Annotated in this window: 23 protein-coding genes; 12 read left to right on the top strand and 11 right to left on the bottom strand. The window is 36.6% G+C overall.

The features are described from left to right. Nucleotides 1-5 precede the first annotated feature (5 nt). On the top strand, nt 6-2330 hold the full coding sequence (locus QY331_01705; GenBank protein ID WKZ69968.1) for a bifunctional DNA primase/polymerase: 2325 nt from the start codon (nt 6-8) through the stop codon (nt 2328-2330). A gap of 373 nt (nt 2331-2703) precedes the next feature. On the opposite strand, the gene QY331_01700 is transcribed toward QY331_01705, so the two are convergent. Continuing rightward, nucleotides 2704-2886 (bottom strand): tyrosine-type recombinase/integrase, encoded by a 183-nt coding sequence (locus QY331_01700; protein ID WKZ69967.1) that lies wholly within the window; start codon nt 2884-2886, stop codon nt 2704-2706. A 64-nt stretch (nt 2887-2950) separates the two neighbouring features. Between QY331_01700 and QY331_01695 the strand changes: the two genes are divergently transcribed. The 10 genes from QY331_01695 (at nt 2951) to QY331_01650 (ending at nt 11910) form a co-directional block, all read left to right on the top strand. Next, complete coding sequence (locus QY331_01695; GenBank protein WKZ69966.1) at nt 2951-3313, top strand: metalloregulator ArsR/SmtB family transcription factor; 363 nt, start codon at nt 2951-2953, stop codon at nt 3311-3313. Continuing rightward, nucleotides 3313-3732, top strand: a complete 420-nt coding sequence (locus tag QY331_01690) for a hypothetical protein (GenBank protein WKZ69965.1) — start codon at nt 3313-3315, stop codon at nt 3730-3732. The genes QY331_01695 and QY331_01690 overlap by 1 nt, the downstream gene beginning before the upstream one ends. 72 nt (nt 3733-3804) lie before the next feature. Continuing rightward, entirely contained in the window at nt 3805-5046 is a 1242-nt protein-coding gene (locus tag QY331_01685; GenBank protein WKZ69964.1) for a TolC family protein, read from the top strand. 12 nt (nt 5047-5058) lie between these two features. After that, nucleotides 5059-6039 (top strand): efflux RND transporter periplasmic adaptor subunit, encoded by a 981-nt coding sequence (locus QY331_01680; GenBank protein ID WKZ69963.1) that lies wholly within the window; start codon nt 5059-5061, stop codon nt 6037-6039. A 16-nt stretch (nt 6040-6055) separates the two neighbouring features. Next, complete coding sequence (locus tag QY331_01675) at nt 6056-9157, top strand: CusA/CzcA family heavy metal efflux RND transporter (protein WKZ69962.1); 3102 nt, start codon at nt 6056-6058, stop codon at nt 9155-9157. Nucleotides 9158-9267: 110 nt separating this feature from the next. Then, the gene (locus tag QY331_01670) at nt 9268-9609 is read left to right on the top strand and encodes a P-II family nitrogen regulator (protein WKZ69961.1); all 342 of its coding nucleotides are present in this window, start codon (nt 9268-9270) and stop codon (nt 9607-9609) included. A 46-nt stretch (nt 9610-9655) separates the two neighbouring features. Beyond that, entirely contained in the window at nt 9656-9991 is a 336-nt protein-coding gene (locus QY331_01665) for a YnfA family protein (GenBank protein ID WKZ69960.1), read from the top strand. After that, entirely contained in the window at nt 9992-10201 is a 210-nt protein-coding gene (locus tag QY331_01660; GenBank protein ID WKZ69959.1) for a GDCCVxC domain-containing (seleno)protein, read from the top strand. It abuts the gene before it with no gap. An 18-nt stretch (nt 10202-10219) separates the two neighbouring features. Next, complete coding sequence (locus tag QY331_01655) at nt 10220-11116, top strand: cation diffusion facilitator family transporter (protein ID WKZ69958.1); 897 nt, start codon at nt 10220-10222, stop codon at nt 11114-11116. Between the two features lie 59 nt (nt 11117-11175). Further along, entirely contained in the window at nt 11176-11910 is a 735-nt protein-coding gene (locus tag QY331_01650; protein WKZ69957.1) for a cation transporter, read from the top strand. A 187-nt stretch (nt 11911-12097) separates the two neighbouring features. Here the strand turns inward: QY331_01650 and QY331_01645 are convergent, their stop codons facing one another. The 3 genes from QY331_01645 to QY331_01635 form a co-directional block, all read right to left on the bottom strand. Continuing rightward, complete coding sequence (locus tag QY331_01645; GenBank protein ID WKZ69956.1) at nt 12098-13132, bottom strand: tyrosine-type recombinase/integrase; 1035 nt, start codon at nt 13130-13132, stop codon at nt 12098-12100. Between the two features lie 253 nt (nt 13133-13385). Next, the gene (locus QY331_01640; protein WKZ69955.1) at nt 13386-14579 is read right to left on the bottom strand and encodes a HAMP domain-containing sensor histidine kinase; all 1194 of its coding nucleotides are present in this window, start codon (nt 14577-14579) and stop codon (nt 13386-13388) included. Nucleotides 14580-14583: 4 nt separating this feature from the next. Further along, entirely contained in the window at nt 14584-15651 is a 1068-nt protein-coding gene (locus QY331_01635; GenBank protein ID WKZ69954.1) for a cobalamin-dependent protein, read from the bottom strand. A 412-nt stretch (nt 15652-16063) separates the two neighbouring features. Here QY331_01635 and katG point away from each other — a divergent pair, with 412 nt between their 5' ends. Beyond that, nucleotides 16064-18292: a catalase/peroxidase HPI gene (gene katG / locus QY331_01630; GenBank protein WKZ69953.1), complete on the top strand. Its 2229-nt coding sequence runs from the start codon at nt 16064-16066 to the stop codon at nt 18290-18292. A gap of 77 nt (nt 18293-18369) precedes the next feature. Here katG and QY331_01625 read toward each other — a convergent pair whose 3' ends face one another. From QY331_01625 to QY331_01595, 7 genes are all read right to left on the bottom strand, one after another. Beyond that, nucleotides 18370-18651, bottom strand: a complete 282-nt coding sequence (locus tag QY331_01625) for a GNAT family N-acetyltransferase (GenBank protein WKZ69952.1) — start codon at nt 18649-18651, stop codon at nt 18370-18372. Between the two features lies 1 nt (nt 18652). Beyond that, nucleotides 18653-18862: a (4Fe-4S)-binding protein gene (locus QY331_01620; GenBank protein ID WKZ69951.1), complete on the bottom strand. Its 210-nt coding sequence runs from the start codon at nt 18860-18862 to the stop codon at nt 18653-18655. 56 nt (nt 18863-18918) lie between these two features. Further along, nucleotides 18919-19344, bottom strand: coding sequence for a DoxX family protein (locus QY331_01615; protein WKZ69950.1), 426 nt, complete (start codon nt 19342-19344; stop codon nt 18919-18921). 26 nt (nt 19345-19370) lie between these two features. Beyond that, the gene (locus tag QY331_01610) at nt 19371-19919 is read right to left on the bottom strand and encodes a YceI family protein (GenBank protein WKZ69949.1); all 549 of its coding nucleotides are present in this window, start codon (nt 19917-19919) and stop codon (nt 19371-19373) included. A 208-nt stretch (nt 19920-20127) separates the two neighbouring features. Then, on the bottom strand, nt 20128-20706 hold the full coding sequence (locus tag QY331_01605) for a Crp/Fnr family transcriptional regulator (protein WKZ69948.1): 579 nt from the start codon (nt 20704-20706) through the stop codon (nt 20128-20130). A 24-nt stretch (nt 20707-20730) separates the two neighbouring features. Further along, nucleotides 20731-21219, bottom strand: coding sequence for a VOC family protein (locus QY331_01600; protein WKZ69947.1), 489 nt, complete (start codon nt 21217-21219; stop codon nt 20731-20733). Nucleotides 21220-21286: 67 nt separating this feature from the next. Then, nucleotides 21287-22168 carry a pirin family protein gene (locus QY331_01595; protein ID WKZ69946.1) on the bottom strand — a complete coding sequence of 294 codons (882 nt, stop codon included), beginning with the start codon at nt 22166-22168 and terminating at the stop codon, nt 21287-21289. Between the last annotated feature and the right edge of the window lie 64 nt (nt 22169-22232).

Raw genomic sequence — 22232 nt, 5'->3', positions numbered from 1 at the left:
ATATTATGAGTACATATAAAAAATTAGCTAAAAATTATAAAAGTAGAATGGGAATAAATGTACTGCCGCTGAAAGGCAAAAGACCAATGATTGAATGGGACAGATGGCAGAATACTATACAAACCGAAGATGATATTGAAAAGATGAATTGGAGTGGTTCTACCGGACTTGGCGGAATACAGGGCATTAGCGATTGGCGATGTCTTGATTTAGATGTTGTTGAGGATTTTGAGATTGTTGAATTGATATTAGAGGAATTGGGATTACCGGAAAAATATTGTTGGGTTGTGCAGAGCGGGAGCGGTGAAGGATTTCATATTTATATCAGGAGCCCTCACCCTAGCCCTCTCCCAGAGGGAGAGGGAAATCCTTTCCATAGAGTCGGTGGAGAAAAAGCGGTTTATAAATTTAAGTTAAAGAAAGATAGTTACTGCAAACATCTTGAATTACGGTGGAAAAACTGTCAAACAGCTTTACCTCCTTCAATGCACGAAAGTGGTGGTATTTATAATTTCTACTTTGATAACCCAGAAGAACCCCCCTCCTATGTTGAATTAGATAAAGTGATTGAGTGCCTAGAAAAGTTTTGTGTGATAGAGGCGCAAAGCGCAGAGAGCAAAGTGAAAAATACTAAAGATGGTAGAAAAGCTGAAAAGGTCTACTATGATAAAACAAGGTTGGAAAGTGCGCTTGATTATCTTTCTCATAATCTACCGGATGGAAGTTATGAAGAGTGGTATAAAATCGGTTTTGCACTAGTACCCTTGAACGAACAGGGCGAAAAGTATTTTATTGAAATGAGTCTTAAAAACCCAAGCTATAATGACACCGAACTTGAGTTGAAGAAAAAATTTGAGTCGCTTGTTAAAGATTATGATGGCAGGGTTACGCTGGGAACTATTTATCACATTGCAGAAATCTACGGCTGGAAAAAGCCGGTAATAAAATTTTGGTTTCGTGAAAATGAAAAGATAAAAATCTCGCGGATTCGATTTAAGAAATTTCTGGAAAGTGAAGGCTTCTGTAAATATAAGATGGAGTCTAATCATCTATTTGTAAGAGTTGAAAACAACATTGTTGAGGAGATTGACAGTGTTGATGTAAAAGAATTTGTGATGAACTATTTGGAGCGAATGGCAACGGAAGAATTTGAAGGTACGAGCAGAAATGAAATAATAGAGGCACTAATTAAATCTGCAAATCAACTTTTCACACAACAGTTTCTTGAATTTTTGATTACCAGGAATATTGAGTTTAATAAAGACACTTTTGATACAGGGTATTTTTATTTCAAGAATGGTTTTGTAGAAGTGAGTATAAGTAGGATTGATTTTCACAACTATAAGAATATTAATAAACACATCTGGAAGAAGCAGATTATAGATCGAAACTTTGTTGAAAGCAGTAGGCGAAGTGTATTTGAGGATTTTCTGTTTAATGTTTGCCGGAGCGAAGTTAAAAGATACGAGGCATTAAAAAGCGCAATTGGTTATTTGCTGCACACCTATAAAGATCCTTCAATAACAAAATCCATTGTTTTTATTGATGAAAAGTTAAGCGATGGCGCATTTGGCAGAAGCGGGAAAGGTCTAGTTATTAAGTCAATATCTAAGGTGAGGAATGTAGTAGTTGAAGATGGGAGAAATTTTAATCCTTCAAAGAATTTTGCTTTCCAGAGAGTTAAGGCAGATACAAACATTATTGGATTTGAAGATATTAGAGAGAAATTTCCGTTTGAAAGATTGTTCTCGATTATTACGGATGGGATTACCATTGAAAGAAAAAACAAAGATGAAATTCATATTGGTTATAGTGAATCGCCGAAAGTAGTTATATCAACAAACTTTTCGATTTCCGGAGTTGATGATTCAACAATGGACCGGCAGTTTATTATTGAGTTTTCAGATTACTACAATAAGACACATAGACCCGTGCACGATTTTGGAAAGCCTTTCTTTGGAAGTTGGACTGATGATGAATGGAGTAACTTTGATAATTTTATGATTGGATGTCTGCAGTTGTACCTTAAGAAGGGACTAGTAACTTATGAATTTGTAAATCTTGATAAGAAAAAAATGATTGATGAAACGTGTCAAGAATTCGTTGAGTTTGCGGAAGATATAATTGGAATCGGTAAAGAGTATGAGAAGAAAGAATTATATGAAAGCTTCAAGAAAGAGTATGAAGATTTCGACAAACTCACTCAAAGCAAGTTTACCAGGTGGTTGAAGGTTTGGGGTAAGGTTAAAAACTATGAGGTACAGGAAAGTAAATCCGGTGGGAAAAGGAATATTAGGTTTTATAAGAAAGAAGAAAAGGAAGCTGCATAGTTTGGACAGGATGGACGGAAATTATGCATGGAATTTATCGGGTAAAATTTTGACAGGAAATTGCGGCCAAGAGTTTATGATTAAAAATATAAGGAATACAAAAATGCACTTAACACCAGTGAAAGCCATAAAGAAACATTGTTTTGATTGCTCGGGCGGTTCTAAAAAAGAAGTTCGAGAATGTATTATTACAGATTGTCCGCTATACCTCTACCGTATGGGTAAGAATCCTAATAGGAAGGGTATAAAAAATAACGGCTCAAGTAACGTTTTGGGAAATAAAACGGAACATATTAGGGTCAATGTTGAAGCGTACTCTTAAAGTAAAAAGAGTACGCTTAAGGTGTAAATTTTTATAATAAATTAACCGCTTCTAATAGGTTTTCTTTTTGAAGATGAGATCAAATCCGCCAAATGGCGGACAAGTTTGAGTTGTTTTAATATTTCCGTGACCCATCAATTCTTTTACTGCATTCCGTGAAATACCACGTTGAACTAATGCGTAATAAAAGGAATGACGAAAAATGTACCGCAGAGGATTAAAAATTCTACTCAAAAGAAAACCTTATTGCTTTAGCTATAACATTTGCACATATGTGCAAATGTAATTACATTAGGGAATGAAAAAAGAAAAGATTGCGCCGGTTTGCGAAGTTGAAATTGTTGATGAAAAGAAAGTCGCGCAAGCCCAAAAGAAAATTGCCGATACTGAACAAGTTCTCGAGATGGCGGAAATTTTCAAATTACTTGGGGAACCAACTCGTTTGAAAATTGTTCTATCACTTATTAACAGCGAACTTTGTGTTTGCGATCTTGCAGCGGCGGTGGACTCAAATGTTTCAACTGTTTCGCATCAATTAAGATTATTAAGAAATGCGAGATTAGTTAAATATAGAAAAGATGGTAAAATGGTTTTTTATTCCATTGACGATAAACATATCAATGATGCGATTGAAAAAATTAAAGAACATACTGAAGAGTAATGAATTACAATTTTATAAATAAATCAACCCACATACTTTTACTACTGATATTCATCAGTCATCTGACATTCGCTCACGACTTGATGTCCGAGTATGTTTTATGCACAGGCAGTGATGGTCATATAGCAATAGAAAAAGTAGATGACTGTACCGAATGTAATAACGTAAATTATTTTGATCAGACCGATGGTGTAGAAATAAAACAACAATCTTGCGAAGATGTATCTTTAGAAGAAAATTGTTTTGAAGAAGAGCAGTTCCTCCCCAAAAGTAAAATTGTATTAACGGTTTGCATTGCTACATTTACTTTTATTCCAATAGAAACTTATAACAATAAAGACAGATTCTATTCAAATAATTTTTATCAATTAATAGATCAACCCTTAGAGAATTACACTACCGTATCCCTCATCATTTGATACCAACCATAAACTTTATTTAACCTAAAAACATTCTAAAAAATTATTAGAGTAAAAACTAAAGGAGTTTTTATGCACAGAGTAATGTGTATAGTATTCGTACTGTTTAGTCTTCTGTCTTTATCTACAAACGGACAAACAAGCGGTAAATTAACTATTGAAAAAGCAGTTTCATTAGCGGTTCAGAATAATCCCGAACTAAAAACTTTACATTATGAAATCGATGCGCTTGGAGCAGCAAAGATCCAGAGCGGTTTAATGCCTAATCCCGAGTTTGAAGTTGAAGCCGAAAATATATTAGGAAGTAAAGACTTCAACGGTTTCGACAACAGTGAAATAACAGCGGTCTTGAGCCAGGATATTTTACTTGCCGGTAAAATAAGTAAACGGGTTAAAGTTGCCGAAACGAACATCTCGCTGGCTGAATGGGATTATGAAACAAAGAGAATAGAAATTATTACGGATATAAGAAAAGCTTTTCAACAAGCTTTAGCCGTACAGCTTCTGATTGAAAAAAACGAAGAACTTATAAAAGTATCGAAAGAGTTTGTTGTAAATCTGCAGAAACGGGTTGATGCCGGGAAAATTTCTCCGGCTGAGGTATCCAGGGCTAAGATAATTCTAAACTCTCTACGGATTGACTTGAACCGTTTGAAATCGGAATATGAAAATTACAAATCGGAGCTGCTCTCGCTGATTTATCAGCCGGATTTAACTATAGACGAACTCATTGGCGAACTTGAATACCCGGTTGATGTTCCGAGTTACGACTCACTCTTAAACCAGTTGACGAATAACCCGAAACTCAAGAGATATGAAAGTGAGTATGACAAACAAACCGCAATTGTAAATCTCGAAGAATCGAAGGCAGTCCCCGATTTAACAATAAGCGTTGGATTCAAAAGATTAAATGACGCAAAAGCCAACACATTTTTGGTCGGAGCATCGATACCGCTTCTTATCTTTGATAGAAATCAAGGCGCAATTCAGGAAGCAAAAATTCGCGTAGATCAAAAGCAAAGAGAATACTTTTCTGTTAAAAACAGATTAACTCTGCAGTTAAATGTTCTTTATAAAAGGTTGAACACATTAATAGAGACCGCTGCTCAGTTAAACAGCGAGTCAATCCCGGAAGCGGAAGACGCTTTCCAAATAATTAAAGAAGGAAATCTTGTAGGAAGATTTGCCATTATTGACGTGCTGGATGCCGAAAGAACATTGTTTGAGCTTCAGAATCAGTATCTGAATATTATCGGGCAAATTCATTCAACTCAAATCGAAATTGAAGGACTAATTGCAAAGGAAATAAATTAAGGGATTAACGAAATGGAAAAGAAAAATAAATATATATTCTTAATTATTGGTATAGCTGTTGGAGTAGTTCTAACCCTTGCGGCGGTGACATTTTTTGGTAAAAGTAGTGAAGATGTTCATTTGGAAGAAGCCGGGCATACCGAAGAAGCAGGAGAAGAACATACCGAAGAAGAACTTGTAGCTCTTTCCGATACCGAAATTAACGAACTCGGAATTAAACTTGATAAAGTCGGTTCAAAAAAATTACAGATGCATACCGATTTAACCGGCGAAATTGTACCCGACCCGGATAAACTTGCTCACATTGTTCCGAGGTTTGCCGGTGTAGTGAAAAGCGTTTATAAAGAAATTGGTGATAGAGTTAAAAAAGATGAAGTGATTGCAGTTATAGAAAGTAACGAAAGTCTTGTTACATACGAAGTTAAATCTTCAATCGACGGAGTTGTTCTCGATCTTCATATGACACCCGGAGAATTGATCGGAGACGACAAACATATTGTTACCGTTGCTGATCTAAGTTCTGTTTGGGCTGAATTGACCGTATATCAAAAAGATATTGATGATATTAAATTAGGGCAGAGCGCTCAAATTTATTTTAACGATATTGAAAATGCCATAAATGGAAAAATATTCTATATAAGTCCTACCGTAGATGAACATACCCGCACGGCAACGGCAAGAGTACGTTTGAATAATTCGTCCGGTTACTGGAAACCCGGTATGTTTATAACGGGGAAAGTACTTACCGATTTTGTTGAAGTAGATCAAGCCGTAACTCTCAACGCAATTCAAAACTTCGAAGGACAGAAAGTCGTGTTCGTAAAAGATGGTGAAAGTTTTAGACCGCAGCCGGTAACTATTGGAAAAACGAATACAAATTACGCCGAAGTGTTAACCGGTTTGAATGCCGGGCAAACTTACATTGCCGAAGGAGCTTTTGTAATTAAATCGGAATTGTTGAAAGAATCGTTCGGCGGCGATGACGATCATTAATTTTAGGAGGACTTAAATGAATAGAATAATAGATTTTGCGTTAAAAAACCGGCTGCTGATCTCTGTTCTAGCGATAGTTGTTTTTGCGGGCGGTTATTTTAGCTATAAAAATTTACCGATTGATGCATTCCCGGATGTATCTCCTTCGCTTGTTCAGGTCTTTACAGTTACCGAAGGACTTGCGCCCGAGGAAGTTGAAAAGTATGTAACTTTTCCTATCGAAACATCAATGAACGGGCTGCCGAATTTGGAAAACATTCGTTCCGTTTCAAACTTCGGTTTATCCGTAGTTAATATTTACTTCGAGGATGGGACGGATATTTATTTTGCAAGACAAGTTGTAAACGAAAGACTGCAGGAAGCTCGCGAGCAAATACCGGAAGGATTCGGCGACCCGCAAATGGGACCTATCTCAACCGGAATGGGTTTGGTTCTTTTTTATTATCTCGACGATACAACCGGTAAATATTCCCTTACCGAACTTAGAACCATCCAGGATTGGATTATTAAGTACCAGCTTCAAACCGTTCCCGGCGTTACCGAAGTACTCGGTATCGGCGGATGGGAAAAACAATTTCACGTAGTTGTGAATCCGAACGCATTACTACGATACGATATTGCAGTGAATGATCTGGTGGATATAATTAAGAAAAACAATCTGAACGTAGGAGCATCATTTATCGAAAAAGATGCCGAAGAATTTTTAGTCCGTTCGGTTGGACTCGCAACAAAAATTGAAGATCTGGAAAATATCGTAATTAAATCAGAAGACGGTACGCCTATTTATTTGGACCAAGTTGCGAATATTGAAATAGGCGGGGCGGTAAGGAGAGGACTTCAAACAAGAAACGGAATTGAGGAAGTGATATCCGGTCAGGTAATTAAACTTTTTGGAACAAACTCATCAACTGTAATCAGCGATGTTGAAAAAAAGATGGAAGAGATAAACAAAACTCTTCCCGAAGGAATAGAGATCGTTCCTTATTACGAGCAAAAATCACTTGTTGAAGCTGCCGTAAATACCGTCACCAATGCTCTATTACAAGGAATCGCACTTGTTGCAATTGTATTGATTTTGTTTATGGGATCGATAAGACCGAGTATTGTTGTTGCAGTTTCAATTCCATTTTCAGTTTTATTCGCATTTATCGGAATGGAGTATTTCGGTATTTCTATCAACTTAATGTCCTTCGGCGGGCTCGCAATCGCCATCGGAATGATGGTGGACGGGAGTATTGTACTTGTTGAAAATGTGGACAGGCTGAAACGGGAATCATCACCGGATGAAAATTTTATTCATATTGTTGCTAAAGCAAGTAAAGAAGTTCTGCGTCCCATTATCTTTTCTATAATAATTATTATTACTGTTTTCATTCCTTTGTTTACTTTACAGGGAGTTGAAGGTAAAACGTTCAGACCGCTCGCTTATACAATTGCTCTCGCTATGCTTGGTTCGTTGATCTTTGCAATGCTTTTAGCCCCGGTGTATTCTTCATTCCTATTAAAAAAGAAGAGGAAAAAAACTAATGGTGATAAACAGAAGGAGAATTTAATAATCCGGCTGCTGCTAAAAATTTATAATCCCGTTATTAAGTTTTTTGTAAAGAACCGGATTGCGGCGGTAGTTCTGGGAGTAATAATTATTATTGCAGGAATATTTCTTTACCCAAGGCTGGGATCGGAATTTACTCCTCAACTTCAAGAAGGTACTCTGATAGTAAAAATTACTATGGCTCCGTCCATATCCCTTAATGAAAGCAAAAAAACAACAATGCTTATTGAAAAAAGAATAAAAGAGATTCCAGAAGTTGACGAGACGATTACAAGAATTGGGCGAGGCGAGGTAGGAGCACATACAGATCCGATTAACAGCGCCGAGTCATTCATTGTGTTTAAGGATGAGAGTATGTGGCGAAGCGGTATAACACTTGAAAAACTGGAATCAGACATACGTGAAAAGATTGAAGGTTTTCCAGGCATACTTGTTAACTTCACACAACCTATTCAAATGTCGGTTGATGAACTTCTCGAAGGCGTTAAAGCTGAACTTGCCGTTAAACTTTTCGGGGAGGATTTAAAATCTTTAAAAAGTAACGCGGAAAAAATAGCCGGGGTTTTACGAACAGTTAGAGGCGCGGAAGATTTACAGGTAGACCAGGTAACCGGAAAACCGCAGCTTAAAATTACTGTCGACCGCCACGCAATCGCGCGCTACGGTTTAAATCTTGCGGATGTTCAGCAGGTTATTAAAACTGCAATCGGCGGAGAAACTTCAGGACAAATTTTCGAAGGTATTAGACGGTTCGATATTTTTGTCCGCTTAGCGCCGGAATACAGAAATAACAAAGCGGTTATTAAAGAACTACTGATAAGCACGCCGACTGGAATGGAAGTTCCGTTAAGCCAGGTTGCCGATATTGAAGAAATAGAAGGACCGCGTCAAATTACACGCGAGCAGAATCAACGTTTTATTACAATTCAATGTAATGTTGTCGGGAGAGATATCGGGGGTTTTGTTGAAGAAGCTCAGCAGGAAATTGACGCAAAGGTAAACTTACCGGTTGGTTATTACACAACCTGGGGCGGGCAGTATAAACTGCAGCAGGAAGCGAACAAACGTTTTGCAATTGTCATCCCGATTACTTTATTGATTGTATTCTTCTTGCTCTATTCCAGCTTCAATTCAATGAAGAATACCTTGCTGATATTTATAAATATCCCGCTTGCTCTTGTTGGCGGAATCATCGCGCTTTGGTTAACCGATCAAAACCTTTCAGTGCCAGCTTCAGTCGGATTTATTGCGTTATTTGGTATTGCTCTGCAGAACGGAATGGTACTCGTTACATATCTGAATCAATTGCTGCGCGAAAGAATACCAATTGATGAAGCATCGATTGAAGGTGCGAAACTTAGACTACGCCCGGTATTGATGACGGCTCTTACAACAATGCTGGGTTTAATGCCCTTGCTTATTGCAACCGGCACCGGAAGTGAAGTTCAAAGACCGCTTGCTACGGTTGTTATCGGCGGGTTGTTTACTTCTACTATACTTACGTTGATTGTTTTGCCGGCATTGTATAAGTGGTTCCCGGTTAAAGTAAGGACAGGTGAAATGTAGACACTAATTTCACTAATTAGCACGAATACTAAATATATAATAAACCTCGAAGGTAATTCCTTCGAGGTTGCTCTAAGTAAGAAGTAAGATAGAATAATGGGAGAATAAAAATGAAAGAAATAAAAGCAATAATAAGACCGTTCAAATTAGATGATGTAATTACAGCTTTGCATAAAATTGAAGGACTGCCCGGAATTACAATTTCTGAGATCAAAGGTTTCGGAAAATCAAAAGCTAAGGATTCCGAGGATGCAATAAGAGAAGGATTGCACGATTATGTTGAAAAAGTGAAACTGGAATTAGTTGTTCATAATGATATTGTCGATGAAGTTGTGGATACTATTCAACGAATTGCCCATACAGGCAACCCCGGCGACGGGAAAATATTTGTAGTTGAGGTGAGCAACACTATCAAGATTCGTACGAATGAAAGAGGTGAAAAGGCAATCTAATATTTTGTAAATTATCATTTTCACTAAATGAGATTGGAAATGAGTAATGGAATTATTTAAATCAATCTTTCTTTTTTTCCTTGCCGGACTTGCAGAAATAGGCGGCGGTTATTTAGTTTGGCTTTGGCTGCGAGAAGAAAAAAGTATCTGGCTCGGATTAATCGGCGGAATTATTTTATTCTTTTACGGAATAATTCCGACTCTTCAGTCTTCGCCGAACTTCGGAAGAATTTACGCGGCTTACGGCGGTGTGTTTGTAGTTATGTCTATTTTGTGGGGATGGACGATAGACGGTAAAGCCCCCGATAATTATGATTTAATCGGAGCCGCAATTTGTATTGTGGGAATTGCAATAATTATGTATGCGCCGAGGAGTGTTTAAATGAAAAATATTGTATATGAATCAACTATAAAATGCCCCAACTGCGGATTTGAAAAAATGCTGATAATGCCGGAAGATGCTTGTATGCATTTTTACGAATGCGAAAACTGTAAGCAATTATTGAAACCTTTGAAGGGCGACTGCTGTGTTTTCTGTTCATACGGTTCGGTAGTTTGTCCGCCGAGGCAGAAAGAGGATAAATGTTGTTGAAAAAATAAAGAGTACAAAATGTCACAAAATCATTCACACACGCACGAAGTAAAAGATTTCGGCAAAGCATTTGCAATCGGTATTGCATTGAATGTTGTTTATATAGTTGTTGAAGTAATATACGGCTTAATAGTAAATTCATTAGCTTTAATTGCCGATGCCGGACATAACCTTAGCGATGTTCTTGGATTAGTAATTGCTTGGGTAGCGAGTTATCTGGTTAAAAAATCCGCAACTGAAAAATATACTTACGGATTAAAAAAATCTTCCGTGCTAGCAGCGTTCTTAAACGCTATGATTCTGTTAGTCGCTATCGGAATAATAATTTGGGAAGCGATCGGGAGATTTGCCGAACCACAGCAGATTGAAGGAAGCACGATTATGATAGTTGCCGGAATAGGTGTTGTGATCAACGCGGCAACCGCATTTCTCTTTTTCTCCGGTAGAAAGCAGGACTTAAACATAAAAGGTGCATTTCTGCATATGGCTGCCGATGCCGGAATTTCTCTCGGCGTTGTAATAGTGGGAGTTGTGTTAACTTTTACAAATTTGTACTGGCTCGATCCGGTAGTAAGTATTGTAATAGCATTGATTATATTTTGGGGCACCTGGGATTTACTGAAAGATTCCACAAGCTTAGCGCTCGATGCCGTTCCTAAAGACATAGACAAAGAAGAGGTTGAAAATTATCTTAATTCTTTACGGGAAGTAGAGAACTTTCACGATCTGCATATTTGGGCAATGAGTACTACTGAAACCGCTCTTACTGTTCACGCAGTAGCTAAAGAAAACTGTCGCAGCAATGAGCTAATTAACAAAATAAGCGAAGCTCTCAGAGATAAATTCAATATAGTGCATACAACAATTCAAATAGAAGAACCGGGAGATAAAGATTGCAATCAGAATCATATTTAACGAAATCGACTTACCGAATTTCAAAAATGGATTGCTCCGCCGAAGAGCAGATGGTAAGAATGAAATTAGAAAGTTTAAGTAATATCAAAAGATTAGATTTTGATCTTACCAACAGAACTCTATCCGTAATTCATTCGGGTGACAATGATGAAATAACCAAAAGCATAGATGAGTTGAATTTGGATTCACGTTTTATTGAAAGCAAACCAATCGAAGAGTCAAAAAGCTTTCTCGCCGAAGAATCAAATCAGACCAAACTTCTGTGGACTGTTCTGATCATCAACTTTGCATTTTTTGTTATAGAAATGACAACCGGATTGATTTCAAAATCGATGGGACTTGTTGCCGATTCACTCGATATGTTTGCCGATGCCGCTGTTTACGGGTTGAGCTTATTGGCAGTCGGTAAAGCAATCTCAAGGAAAAAGTTAGTAGCAAAGTTAGCCGGCTATTTTCAATCTACCTTAGCTGTAATCGGGTTTATCGAAGTTGTGAGGAGATTCATCGGATTTGAAGGTTTGCCCGATTTTCAGACAATGATAATAGTTTCAATCTTTGCATTGATCGGTAATGTCGCTTCGCTGATAATTCTGCAGAAAACAAAAAGTAAAGAAGCACACGTTCAGGCAAGTATGATTTTCACTTCGAACGATATAATTGTAAACGGCGGAGTTATTGCAGCCGGTATACTGGTGAGTTTGCTTAATTCAAAAATACCCGATTTAATTATCGGAGCAATTGTTTTTAGTGTTGTTATACGGGGTTCGTTTAGGATTTTGAAACTCGCCAAATAATTTTCATAAAAAGAATTCTAAGTTAATCGAAAACGCCGAACATAGTAATGTAAAAGAACTTACCGATTTAGCTATATCTGCTGATAAAGTTATTACATATTAAAGTAAACACAAGATAACCCGTTCAAAGTATTTGTCGTGTAAGAAATAGGAATATATGCATAGTAGATATTATTGCGATATGTGACTATAACAGATTGACTGCTTCTCTTAAGTTATCCTTCTGCAAATGAGAATAAATTTGAGTTGTTTTAATATTTCCATGACCTAATAATTCTTTAACAGCATAAAGAGAAATACCACGTTGAACAAGAGCCGAAGCGAAAGAATGACGGAGTGTATGGAAATGAATTTTATCATTTAGTTTTGCTTCTCTTACTGCTTTTTTAAATTGTTTGCTTACAAAATCCTCATTTAATTTTATTCCTTCGTAACGACAAAAGACAAGAGTATTTTCAAACCTTCCTAATTGATAACGAGTTTGCAGAATAGTTTGTACTTTCTGATGAATAGGAATAATTCTTTCACGCTTGTTCTTGGAATTGAATTCACTTGAGTTTTTAACTGTGATAATATTTTCTTTGAAGTCAATCCAATTCCACTTCATATTAACTAACTCGCCGAGACGCATACCAGTATAAAAGGCTGTTGTAAATATATCTTTCATTAGCTGCATTTGAGTATTGTTTAGAATAAGGATTAGTTCACTTTCTGAAATAAACACAGGAAAGGATTTCGGAACTTTGGGAGCTTTAATTTTATCGAAAGGGTTAGCTTCAAGATAATTCCAAACTACAGCTTTATTAAATGCTGCTTTTAGGGTGCGGTGGTAAAGTGACGCTGAATGTTTGGAAATTGCTGAGGCTGAGGATATAAATTGATCAATGATTCTCGTTGAAATCTGATTAAGCGGCATATCAGGAATATTTTTTTGTAAAGCCATAAATGATGGTCTCACAGCTTTCTTAAGATATTTTTCAGAATATGTGTTGCGTACATAAGTTTTATATTCTTCGATAAAGCAGCTTAGTTTTATAGAAACTTTTTTCTCTTTTGGTTCTTCCGGTTCAACCTTCTTTTCTTTCTGCTGAGGTACAAAGGATTTTAGAAATTTTTCTGCTTCCTTTTTGTTAGCCGTTCGTGTAGAAATTTTGGTTCTTTTACCATTTACAAAATAGATTACTTGGTAATACGGTGATTTTGTATCTCTTGAAAGAAACATAATAATACTCCTTCAAGGATGTACCGACTATGTACCGACTGCCGAAAAGCTGGGAATTGACAGCAGGATTGCAGAAATCCCACTGCCTGTCACGCAGGAGGTCGCGAGTTCGAGTCTCGTCGGCCCCGCTCTTAAAGCCTTGTAAGTAAAGCACTTACGAGGCTTTTTAATTTTAAAGAAAATGACTGCAATAGAAATTGCAATAGAAAATGATTATTCATACAATTGATGTACCTGTCTTAGAATTACTATATTATCTAGTTGAAGGCAGACTTACATAAAAAGTAGAACCAATACCCGGTTTACTTTCAGCCCAAATTTTTCCTTTATGTGCTTCAACAATTTTTCTAACAATGAACAACCCTAGTCCGGTACTTTTTTCACCGTCAGTACTTTTTACGCTGGTTTTTTGGAAAGGCTTAAACAGTAGGTTTAATTCATCTTTTGGAATACCCTGTCCTTGATCTTTGACCGAAATAATTATTTGATCCTTCTCCGCATAAATCGAAACAGTAATTGTAGTTTTCTTTTCCGAGTACTTAATTGCATTTGTTAAAAGATTGGTTATAACCTGTTCAATTTTTCCTTTATCTAACAATAAGCTAGATGATTGTATTTGAGAATCGATATTAATTTCAATCTCTTTCTTATCGGCAAGCACTTTATTTAAATGAATAATTTGGAATATTAGTACCGCAACATCAACCGCTTCAAGAGATAGTTTTATACTGCCGGATTCTATTGAAGTAACATCCAGCAAGTCATTTACAAGACTAAGCATAAACGAACTTTGAGATTTTATATGATGAAGAAATTCAATTTGTTCATTAGAAAAGGGATCACATTCATCTTCTAAGAATTCAGCATAATTCAAAATAGTACCAAGAGGATTACGTAAATCATGTGCGGCCATTCCTATAAATTGGTTTTTAAGTTTATTTAGTTCTTCCAGCTCCAAGTTTTTCTTGGTTAATTCTCTTTGCATCGTTACAAGTTCGTTATTCAGTCTTGTTAGTTCATCAAAAATTTTATCGTCGGTTTTTTGCTCACTTAAAGTTTTCTCTATTCTCTCTTTTTCTAATTCTCGTATTTTATTTATCTGTTCATTGTTAATTAGCATCATACCTTTATTGAATTTATCAAAATCCACTTTTGTGAGAGAGCCGATGATGAAAATTTCATTGTCTATCAAAGATCCGCTAAAGAAAAATGGTTTATTATTAATAGATGGATTCATGAACAATTCCCATCCAAAAGCTGCGGAGTCTTCTTTTATTTTATTTATAAAATCGAGAGCAGTATGAATATACTCTGTTCTAAAAAGCTCAATAAATAATTTACCATCTATTTTTTCTTCGTTAATTCCCAAGCTGCAAAAATGAACTGTTGTAATTCTGCCTTCTTTACTGCATGAGATAACAAGTCCGTCAACATTATTATTAATCATTTAATTAAACCTCTGGGGTAATAAGTTCTTCCGCAAGTTTGACAGCAGAAATTGCGTTTGGAGCAAAACCATCGGCACCAATATTCTGCCATAACTTTTCCGAAATTATAAATGGATATCCTCCGACCAAAATTTTCAAATCTTTTGAAGCGATTTCGGATCTTACTTTTTCAATCATATCGGAAACAGATGATAAGTTAAACGTCATTGTAGTAGATATAGCCAGTACTTGAGGATTATATTTATTGATACTATCTATAACACTTCTAATTGGAGTATTCGCACCAAAGTAATATGAATTCCAACCTTCCATTTCAAAAATGTCGGCAACCATCCTTGCTCCAATTTCGTGCAATTCACCTTGAATGCATGAGACTATAACACGTTTATCTTTATTAACTGATGTAAACATATACGGATATAGCTGGGCCATTATTAACTGAGTTGCGGCAGTTATAAAGTGTTCATGTGCGACAGATATTTTACTCATCTGCCATAAACGACCCGTCTCTTGCTGTGAGACTTGAAATACGTTTAGATACAAATTCTTAATTGGGATTCCATTTTGTACAGCATTCATTATTAGTTGATGAGCCGATACTTTATCTCCTTCAATCAAAAAATTCAAATACTTTTCCGCGATTTCCTTTTGCGGATTTTCATCTTTTATGAAAGAAGGAAGCACAGGTGATTTTATTTTGTAGTATTCAATCCCTTCATTAATATATTTATTTGTAACGTTGTACATTTCTTCCGGTAAATTCGATGCAATTTCATCCCTCAGTAATTCAAGGTTCATAATTATTTCGTCATCAGTTACGGGAAGATTTTCGAAAAATGTTTTAGCCCATGCCAGGTATTCGTTAAATAAAGCGGATTCGTTATTTATAATTGCTTCAGCTAGATAGCTTAGATGAAATTTAGTGTCTTCAATGTAATGATGAATTTGCTTTTCGCCGTACTTCTCTTTTAAAGTAGGTTGTGCTTCAAATTGTTTTTCAAGTATTTTTTTTGCAAAGGATTCGTCAAATACTTTTAATCGACCGGCAATTCTCTTGTTCAAATTTTCCATAATAAACCTTCATAATCTTTTTCTAATTCATCGGTATAAATGTAAGTTATTTTATTTACTAGAATCTATAATCGAAAGTTATTTTCTTTTTCTTTAATTATACTAGTAAATTTGCACTAAAACCATTGTCACCATTCAGATCTTTGACGATCTACAAATTTAACATTTACGGCTATATTTCCATTCAGTCCTTCAATATTAGTGAGTTTTAGATCACATCTTAGTAATAATCTTCTCCTTAATCTGCTAGGATTCAGTCCATAATTCTGATTATCTTGTCAAGCAAACCATAATTTTGTAATATTGAGTCTCTGAGTTGAACTTGAAACAAATTTTTTTAGTTTTAGTTAAAGTAAATACTTATCAATAATTTTTTTAATTCATTTATTTTACAAATAAAAATAGACGAGCTATGACAGACAAAAACAAAACTCAAAAGACGAACGATGAAAGTAAATGCCCCGTAACAGGCAGAACTTCATTCGGGAGAGGCACATCAAATAAGGATTGGTGGCCGAATCAGTTGAACTTGGGCATACTTCATCAACATCATCCGGCTTCCAACCCAATGGATCCCGACTTCAACTATGCGGAACAATTTAAGAAACTTGATTATAAAGCTCTCAAAAAAGATCTTTATGATCTAATGACAGACTCGCAGGATTGGTGGCCCGCTGATTGGGGCCATTACGGCGGTTTGTTTATACGCATGACCTGGCATAGTGCCGGGACATACCGTACTGCTGACGGACGCGGCGGAGGCGGAACAGGCAATCAGCGTTTTGCACCTGTAAATAGCTGGCCCGATAATGCTAACCTGGATAAAGCACGCCGTTTACTCTGGCCTATAAAACAGAAATACGGGAACAAAATTTCATGGGCTGATCTTCTAATATTAGCAGGCAATTGTGCGATGGAAACGATGGGTTTCAAGACATTCGGTTTTGGCGGAGGACGCGAAGACATTTATCAACCCGAAGAAGATATTTATTGGGGTGCTGAAAAGGAATGGCTGGCCACAAGTGACAAACCAATGAGTCGTTACTCAGGAGATAGAGAACTTGAAAATCCATTAGCTGCCGTTCAAATGGGATTAATTTATGTAAATCCCGAAGGTCCTGATGGTAATCCCGATCCCGTAGCATCAGGTCGTGATGTACGCGAAACATTTAAACGTATGGCTATGAATGACGAAGAAACTGTAGCACTTACGGCAGGCGGACATACATTCGGGAAAATGCACGGTGCGGGTGATCCAAGTTTAGTTGGTCCCGAACCGGAAGCTGCTCCTCTCGAAGAACAAGGTTTAGGATGGATTAATAAGTTTGGAACCGGCAAAGGCGTACACCAAACTACCAGCGGTTTAGAAGGTGCATGGAAACCTAATCCAACCAAATGGGATATGGGTTATTTCGATATGCTGTTTGGTTATGAGTGGGAAAAAGTTAAGAGTCCTGCCGGTGCTTGGCAATGGCAGGCTAAAGATGTTAAACCGGAACATATGATTCCCGATGCTCATGACCCTTCAAAGAAACATCCGCCAACTATGACAACCGCGGATTTATCTCTACGTTTTGACCCAATATATGAACCAATCTCACGAAGATTCCATAAAGATCCAAAAGCTTTTGCCGATGCATTTGCAAGAGCATGGTATAAACTTACTCACAGAGATATGGGACCAAAAGTTCGTTATCTTGGACCGGAAGTTCCTAAAGAAGAGTTAATTTGGCAGGATCCGATTCCCGCGGTCAATCATAAACTGATCAACAAAAAAGATGTCAAAGCATTGAAAGAAAAAATTCTTGCTTCAAAGCTTTCAGTATCCGAGTTGGTTTACACTGCATGGTCATCAGCATCAACTTTCCGTGGTTCGGATTATCGCGGCGGGGCAAATGGTGCTCGCATACGTTTAGAACCTCAAAAAAATTGGGAAATTAATCAACCAGCACAATTAGAAAAAGTACTTAAAAAACTTAAAAATATTCAGAAAGAGTTCAACGATTCACAGAAAGACGGCAAAAAAGTTTCTCTTGCCGATTTAATTGTACTTGCCGGATGTGCTGCGGTTGAAAAAGCCGCAAAAGATGCAGGCTTTAAGGTTGATGTTCCATTTACTCCCGGAAGAATGGATACTACACAAAAGTTAACTGATATTGAATCATTTTCAGAAATGGAACCGGAAGCAGATGGTTTCCGTAATTACCAGAGAAAAGCTTACACTGTATCTGCAGAAGAAATGCTTGTTGATAAGGCGCAACTTCTTACTTTAAGCGCGCCGGAAATGACGGTACTTGTTGGCGGCATGCGTGTGTTGGATGCAAATTATGGAAAATCAAAACATGGAGTGTTTACTGATCAACCCGGAAAATTAACAAATGACTTCTTTGTCAATCTCCTTGATATGAAAACTAAATGGGTTCCTACTTCTGATAAAGGTGATACTTTTGAAGGACGTGATCGCAAGACCGATAAAGTTAAATGGACAGGAACAAGAGTTGATTTAGTTTTCGGTTCAAATTCACAGCTTCGAGCTCTCGCAGAAGTTTACGCTCAAGATGATGCAAAAGAAAAGTTCGTGAAAGATTTTATTGCTGCATGGAATAAAGTAATGAATCTCGATCGATTTGATTTGAAGTAATCATTAATGAGTATTAATTAGAAGCCCAACCTCGATCAATCGAGATTGGGCTTTTTATTTTTAAGAAAAATATATTCTTATAAGACATCCCTTATCGATTCGGTCCTCTCGAATACAGATTTTGCAAACGGACATAGCGGAATTATTTTAATATTATTAAGCCGAGCATACGCGACTATTTCAGACAAAATTCTTTTACCAATATTTTGACCGCGATAGGCAGCATTTACTTCAGTATGATCAATTATGATTTTAGAACTACCTGCAAATGAATAACTCATTCTGCCAGCTTCTTTTCCGTCATCCAATGCAGTAAAGTAACCTTTCTGACCTTGATCAATTTGTTTTATTTCAATCATGCTAATTCTCTTTTATACTTAGTGCTCCGGAAGGGCATTGTGCAACTTGGCTGATCAGTTCTGTCGTTGTAGCGTTTTCGGGTTTAATCCAAGGTCTTTCTTTAGGATTATATACTCTCGGGAGTGTTTTCACGCACACTCCCGATTGAATACATAATTTTGGTTGCCAGACAATTGTTATTTCACCATTAGAATATTCTTTGCGCTCCACTATGTCTCCTATAATTATTATTGACTAATTACTTGTAGAAAGTATCGGAGAAATATCTAAAAATCAATCTTCTTATAAAGCAGATTGTCGACCGAATATTTCCCGGCACCAGTTACGGCGATTGTAATATAAACCGAAAGGTAAAGCAAAGCAACTTCTTTAACGCCAAACGCATCTGCCCAATGCACAACCAATATGGCAACCAACATAGTAATGAACAATGGAATTACCGCTAACCTTGTGGCTGCTCCAAAAATTAAAAGTATTGAACCAAATACTTCTGCAAATACTGCTAGCACTAAGGAAGTAGATTCACCAATACCAATCGGATCGACAAATTGAATAGGACTATCGCTTAGTAAGTGAATGAGCTTAGGTACACCGTGTGTTAACATAGTAATTCCGATGGCAATGCGAAGAAATAAGAATGCAATATTTATTTTCTGTGTATAACTGCCGGGATTTATTATATTTCTTATCATTTTAAGTTTTCCAATATTATATTTCTTTATGATACCGCTTCAACCAATTCATTAACTTTAGTGAATTCGGCAAGGATTTCAATTTTCACTTCATTGCTAACAACGACACCACCAGCTTCGGTAACCGCGTTCCATTGCAATCCAAAATCAAAACGGTTGATTTTCCCGGTCACTTCAAATCCGGCAACAGTGCTATCATCCATACCGGAGACAATTCCGTTATAGATCACGTCAAGAGTGACTTCTTTAGTAATACCGCGAATTGTTAGATTTCCTTTTACCTTCATTTCAAAATCTGATATTTGCTTGATAGAGGTTGATTCAAAAGTCATCTTCGGATAATTATCCGCGTCGAAGAAGTCGGCAGATTTTAAGTGAGCATCTCGTTGTTCATTTTTTGTATTGATGCTGTTTATGTCCGCTTCGAAATTAATTTTAGCATCACTAAAATCACTTTTGTTTGTCTCTATAACGGCATCAAAATTATCAAAGTTACCTCTAACAGTAGAGACCAAAAGGTGTTTTACTTTGAAGTTTATTTCTGAATGGGCTGAATCAATTTTCCAAGTTGTCATTATGTTATTCCTTTTTTTTGTTTGATATGAATTGTTCATTTACAACTCAAACATAACCTAAAAGAGGGCAGCGGCGCATTCACATAGGTTAAAAAAGGAAGTTAACATAGGGTAACAAATTTAGATTTGGCGGTAGGTTGTTCACCGGAGAGAATAATCTAATCATCAATAAATCTTATCTGACTACAATATAGTGTTTAAATCGGGTTTACTTCTGAGACAATTCTTTTCGAATTCTACTTAATGATTGAGGAGTAATACCAAGGTAAGATGCGATCTGGTTTTGTGATACTTGTTCAATAAGTTGTGGATAAGTTTTAACAAACTTAAGATATCTTTCTTCTGCTGAAGCGCTAAGTGAATCTAAAATTCTTTGATGAGTTGCAACATGGTTAGCTTCAATTAACAGACGGAAAAAGCGTTCCATCTTCGGACAATTTGCAAGCAACTCTTCTCTAGCAGATTTATCAATTAAAAGAACCTCCGAAACTGCTAGAGCATCAATGTTGTATTTTGCAGGCGAACCGGAAAGGAAACTATTAAGATCCGCTACCCACCAATCAGAAATAGCAAATTGAATTACATGTTCCGTTCCTTTGTTGTCAATTGAGTATTCACGCAAACAACCCGAGTTTACAAACCCAATGTACTTACAAACATCACCTTCGTTTAAAAGAAATTGATGCTTTTTTAACTTCTTAGGTACAAAGAATTTTGAACAGATAATAAATTCTTCATCAGTAAGAAGTACTCTATTGTTAATATGTTCTTTTAGTAGCGAAAACATTTAATAACAATATACTTAGAATTATTATTCTAATTCACTTAGCAGTGAGTCGAGATTTAAGGGTTTTGTAAACATATCTATCGAACCATCTTTTTTAGTCGGCCATTGTTCTTTTGGTTTATCCCAATACAATTCGACACCATTACCGTCGGGATCATCAAGATAGAGCGCTTCGGAAACCCCGTGATCGGATGCACCGGTAAGCGGGTAATTAGCATTTCGTAATCTTTCAAAGATAATAGCGAGATCTTTTTTTGTCGGATAAAGAATTGCCGTGTGATATAAACCTACACCTTCTTTCGATGCAGCCGGTGCGTCTTTGCTATGCCAAGTGTTTAGTCCGATGTGGTGATGATAACCTCCGGCTGAAATAAAAGCTGCTTGACTTCCGTACATCATCGTTAACTCAAAACCTAAGAGATCTCTATAAAATTCGAGTGAGCGATTTAAATCAGCTACTTTTAAATGAACATGACCTATTCTTGTCTGTGGGGGTATTGTATATTTTTCCATAATTATTTCTTTCTAAGATTATTAATTTACAACATTGTTTAACGGTACATCACTGCAATTTCTAAAGTCATTCGTTGCGTGAGGGATATGGAACGAACTCATCTTCATCTCCTACAATTTTACCGAAAGTTTGGGCTATCCATCTTTCTTTTGCTTCGTTTATCAATTCTCTATTAGAAGAAACAAAGTTCCAGTCAATGTATCTTCTTTCGGGAAATGGTTCCCCGCCAAATATATAAATAGTGCTTCCTGCTTCGATGGTAAACTCACAAAAACTGCTATCCTTGGCAACGAGCAGCTGGTTTGGTAAATATTTGTTACCTTCGCTTTGGATACTACCCTCAAGGATATATAATCCGGATTCACCATAAAGTTGATTTCCAATATCGACTGTCTGCTGTTCCGAGCTTTTTATTTCTATCATATATAACTTACTATAAACTGGAACCGGTGATTTTTTATCGGATAGTTCACCAGCAATTAATTTTAATTTGAGACCATTTTCTTTCCAAGTAGGTATTTCGTTTTCTCTAATGTGAAAAAATTCAGGTTGCATTTGCTCAAATTTTTGCGGTAATGCAACCCAGATTTGTAATCCGTGTATGCTTTTTACAGAGTCGCGGAGATATTCAGGTGTACGTTCTGAATGAACAATTCCTTTTCCTGCGGTCATCCAGTTAACTTCTCCGGGTTTAATTTCAACTTCATTACCTAGTGTATCACGATGCATAATGCTCCCTTCAAACAGATAAGTAAGTGTTGAAAGCCCGATATGTGGATGCGGCGGTACATCTAAGTTTTGACCTTCACTTAATTTTATCGGACCCATGTGGTCAATAAATATGAATGGTCCAACCATTCTTTTTTGACTAAAAGGCAGCAGCCTGCCAACCATAAACTTACCAATGTTAGCTGCTCGCTCTTCAATAATAAAATCGATGTTAGACATAGTGTACTATAATAAATTGAAGAATATTTTTATTTGCTAAGTATTGCCATTCAATTTAAATAAT

The organism is Melioribacteraceae bacterium, from assembly GCA_030584085.1.
Taxonomy (GTDB): domain Bacteria; phylum Bacteroidota; class Ignavibacteria; order Ignavibacteriales; family Melioribacteraceae; genus SURF-28.
The sequence above is the reverse complement of the archived record's forward strand: the minus strand, read 5'-3'. Positions and strand labels throughout refer to the sequence as shown.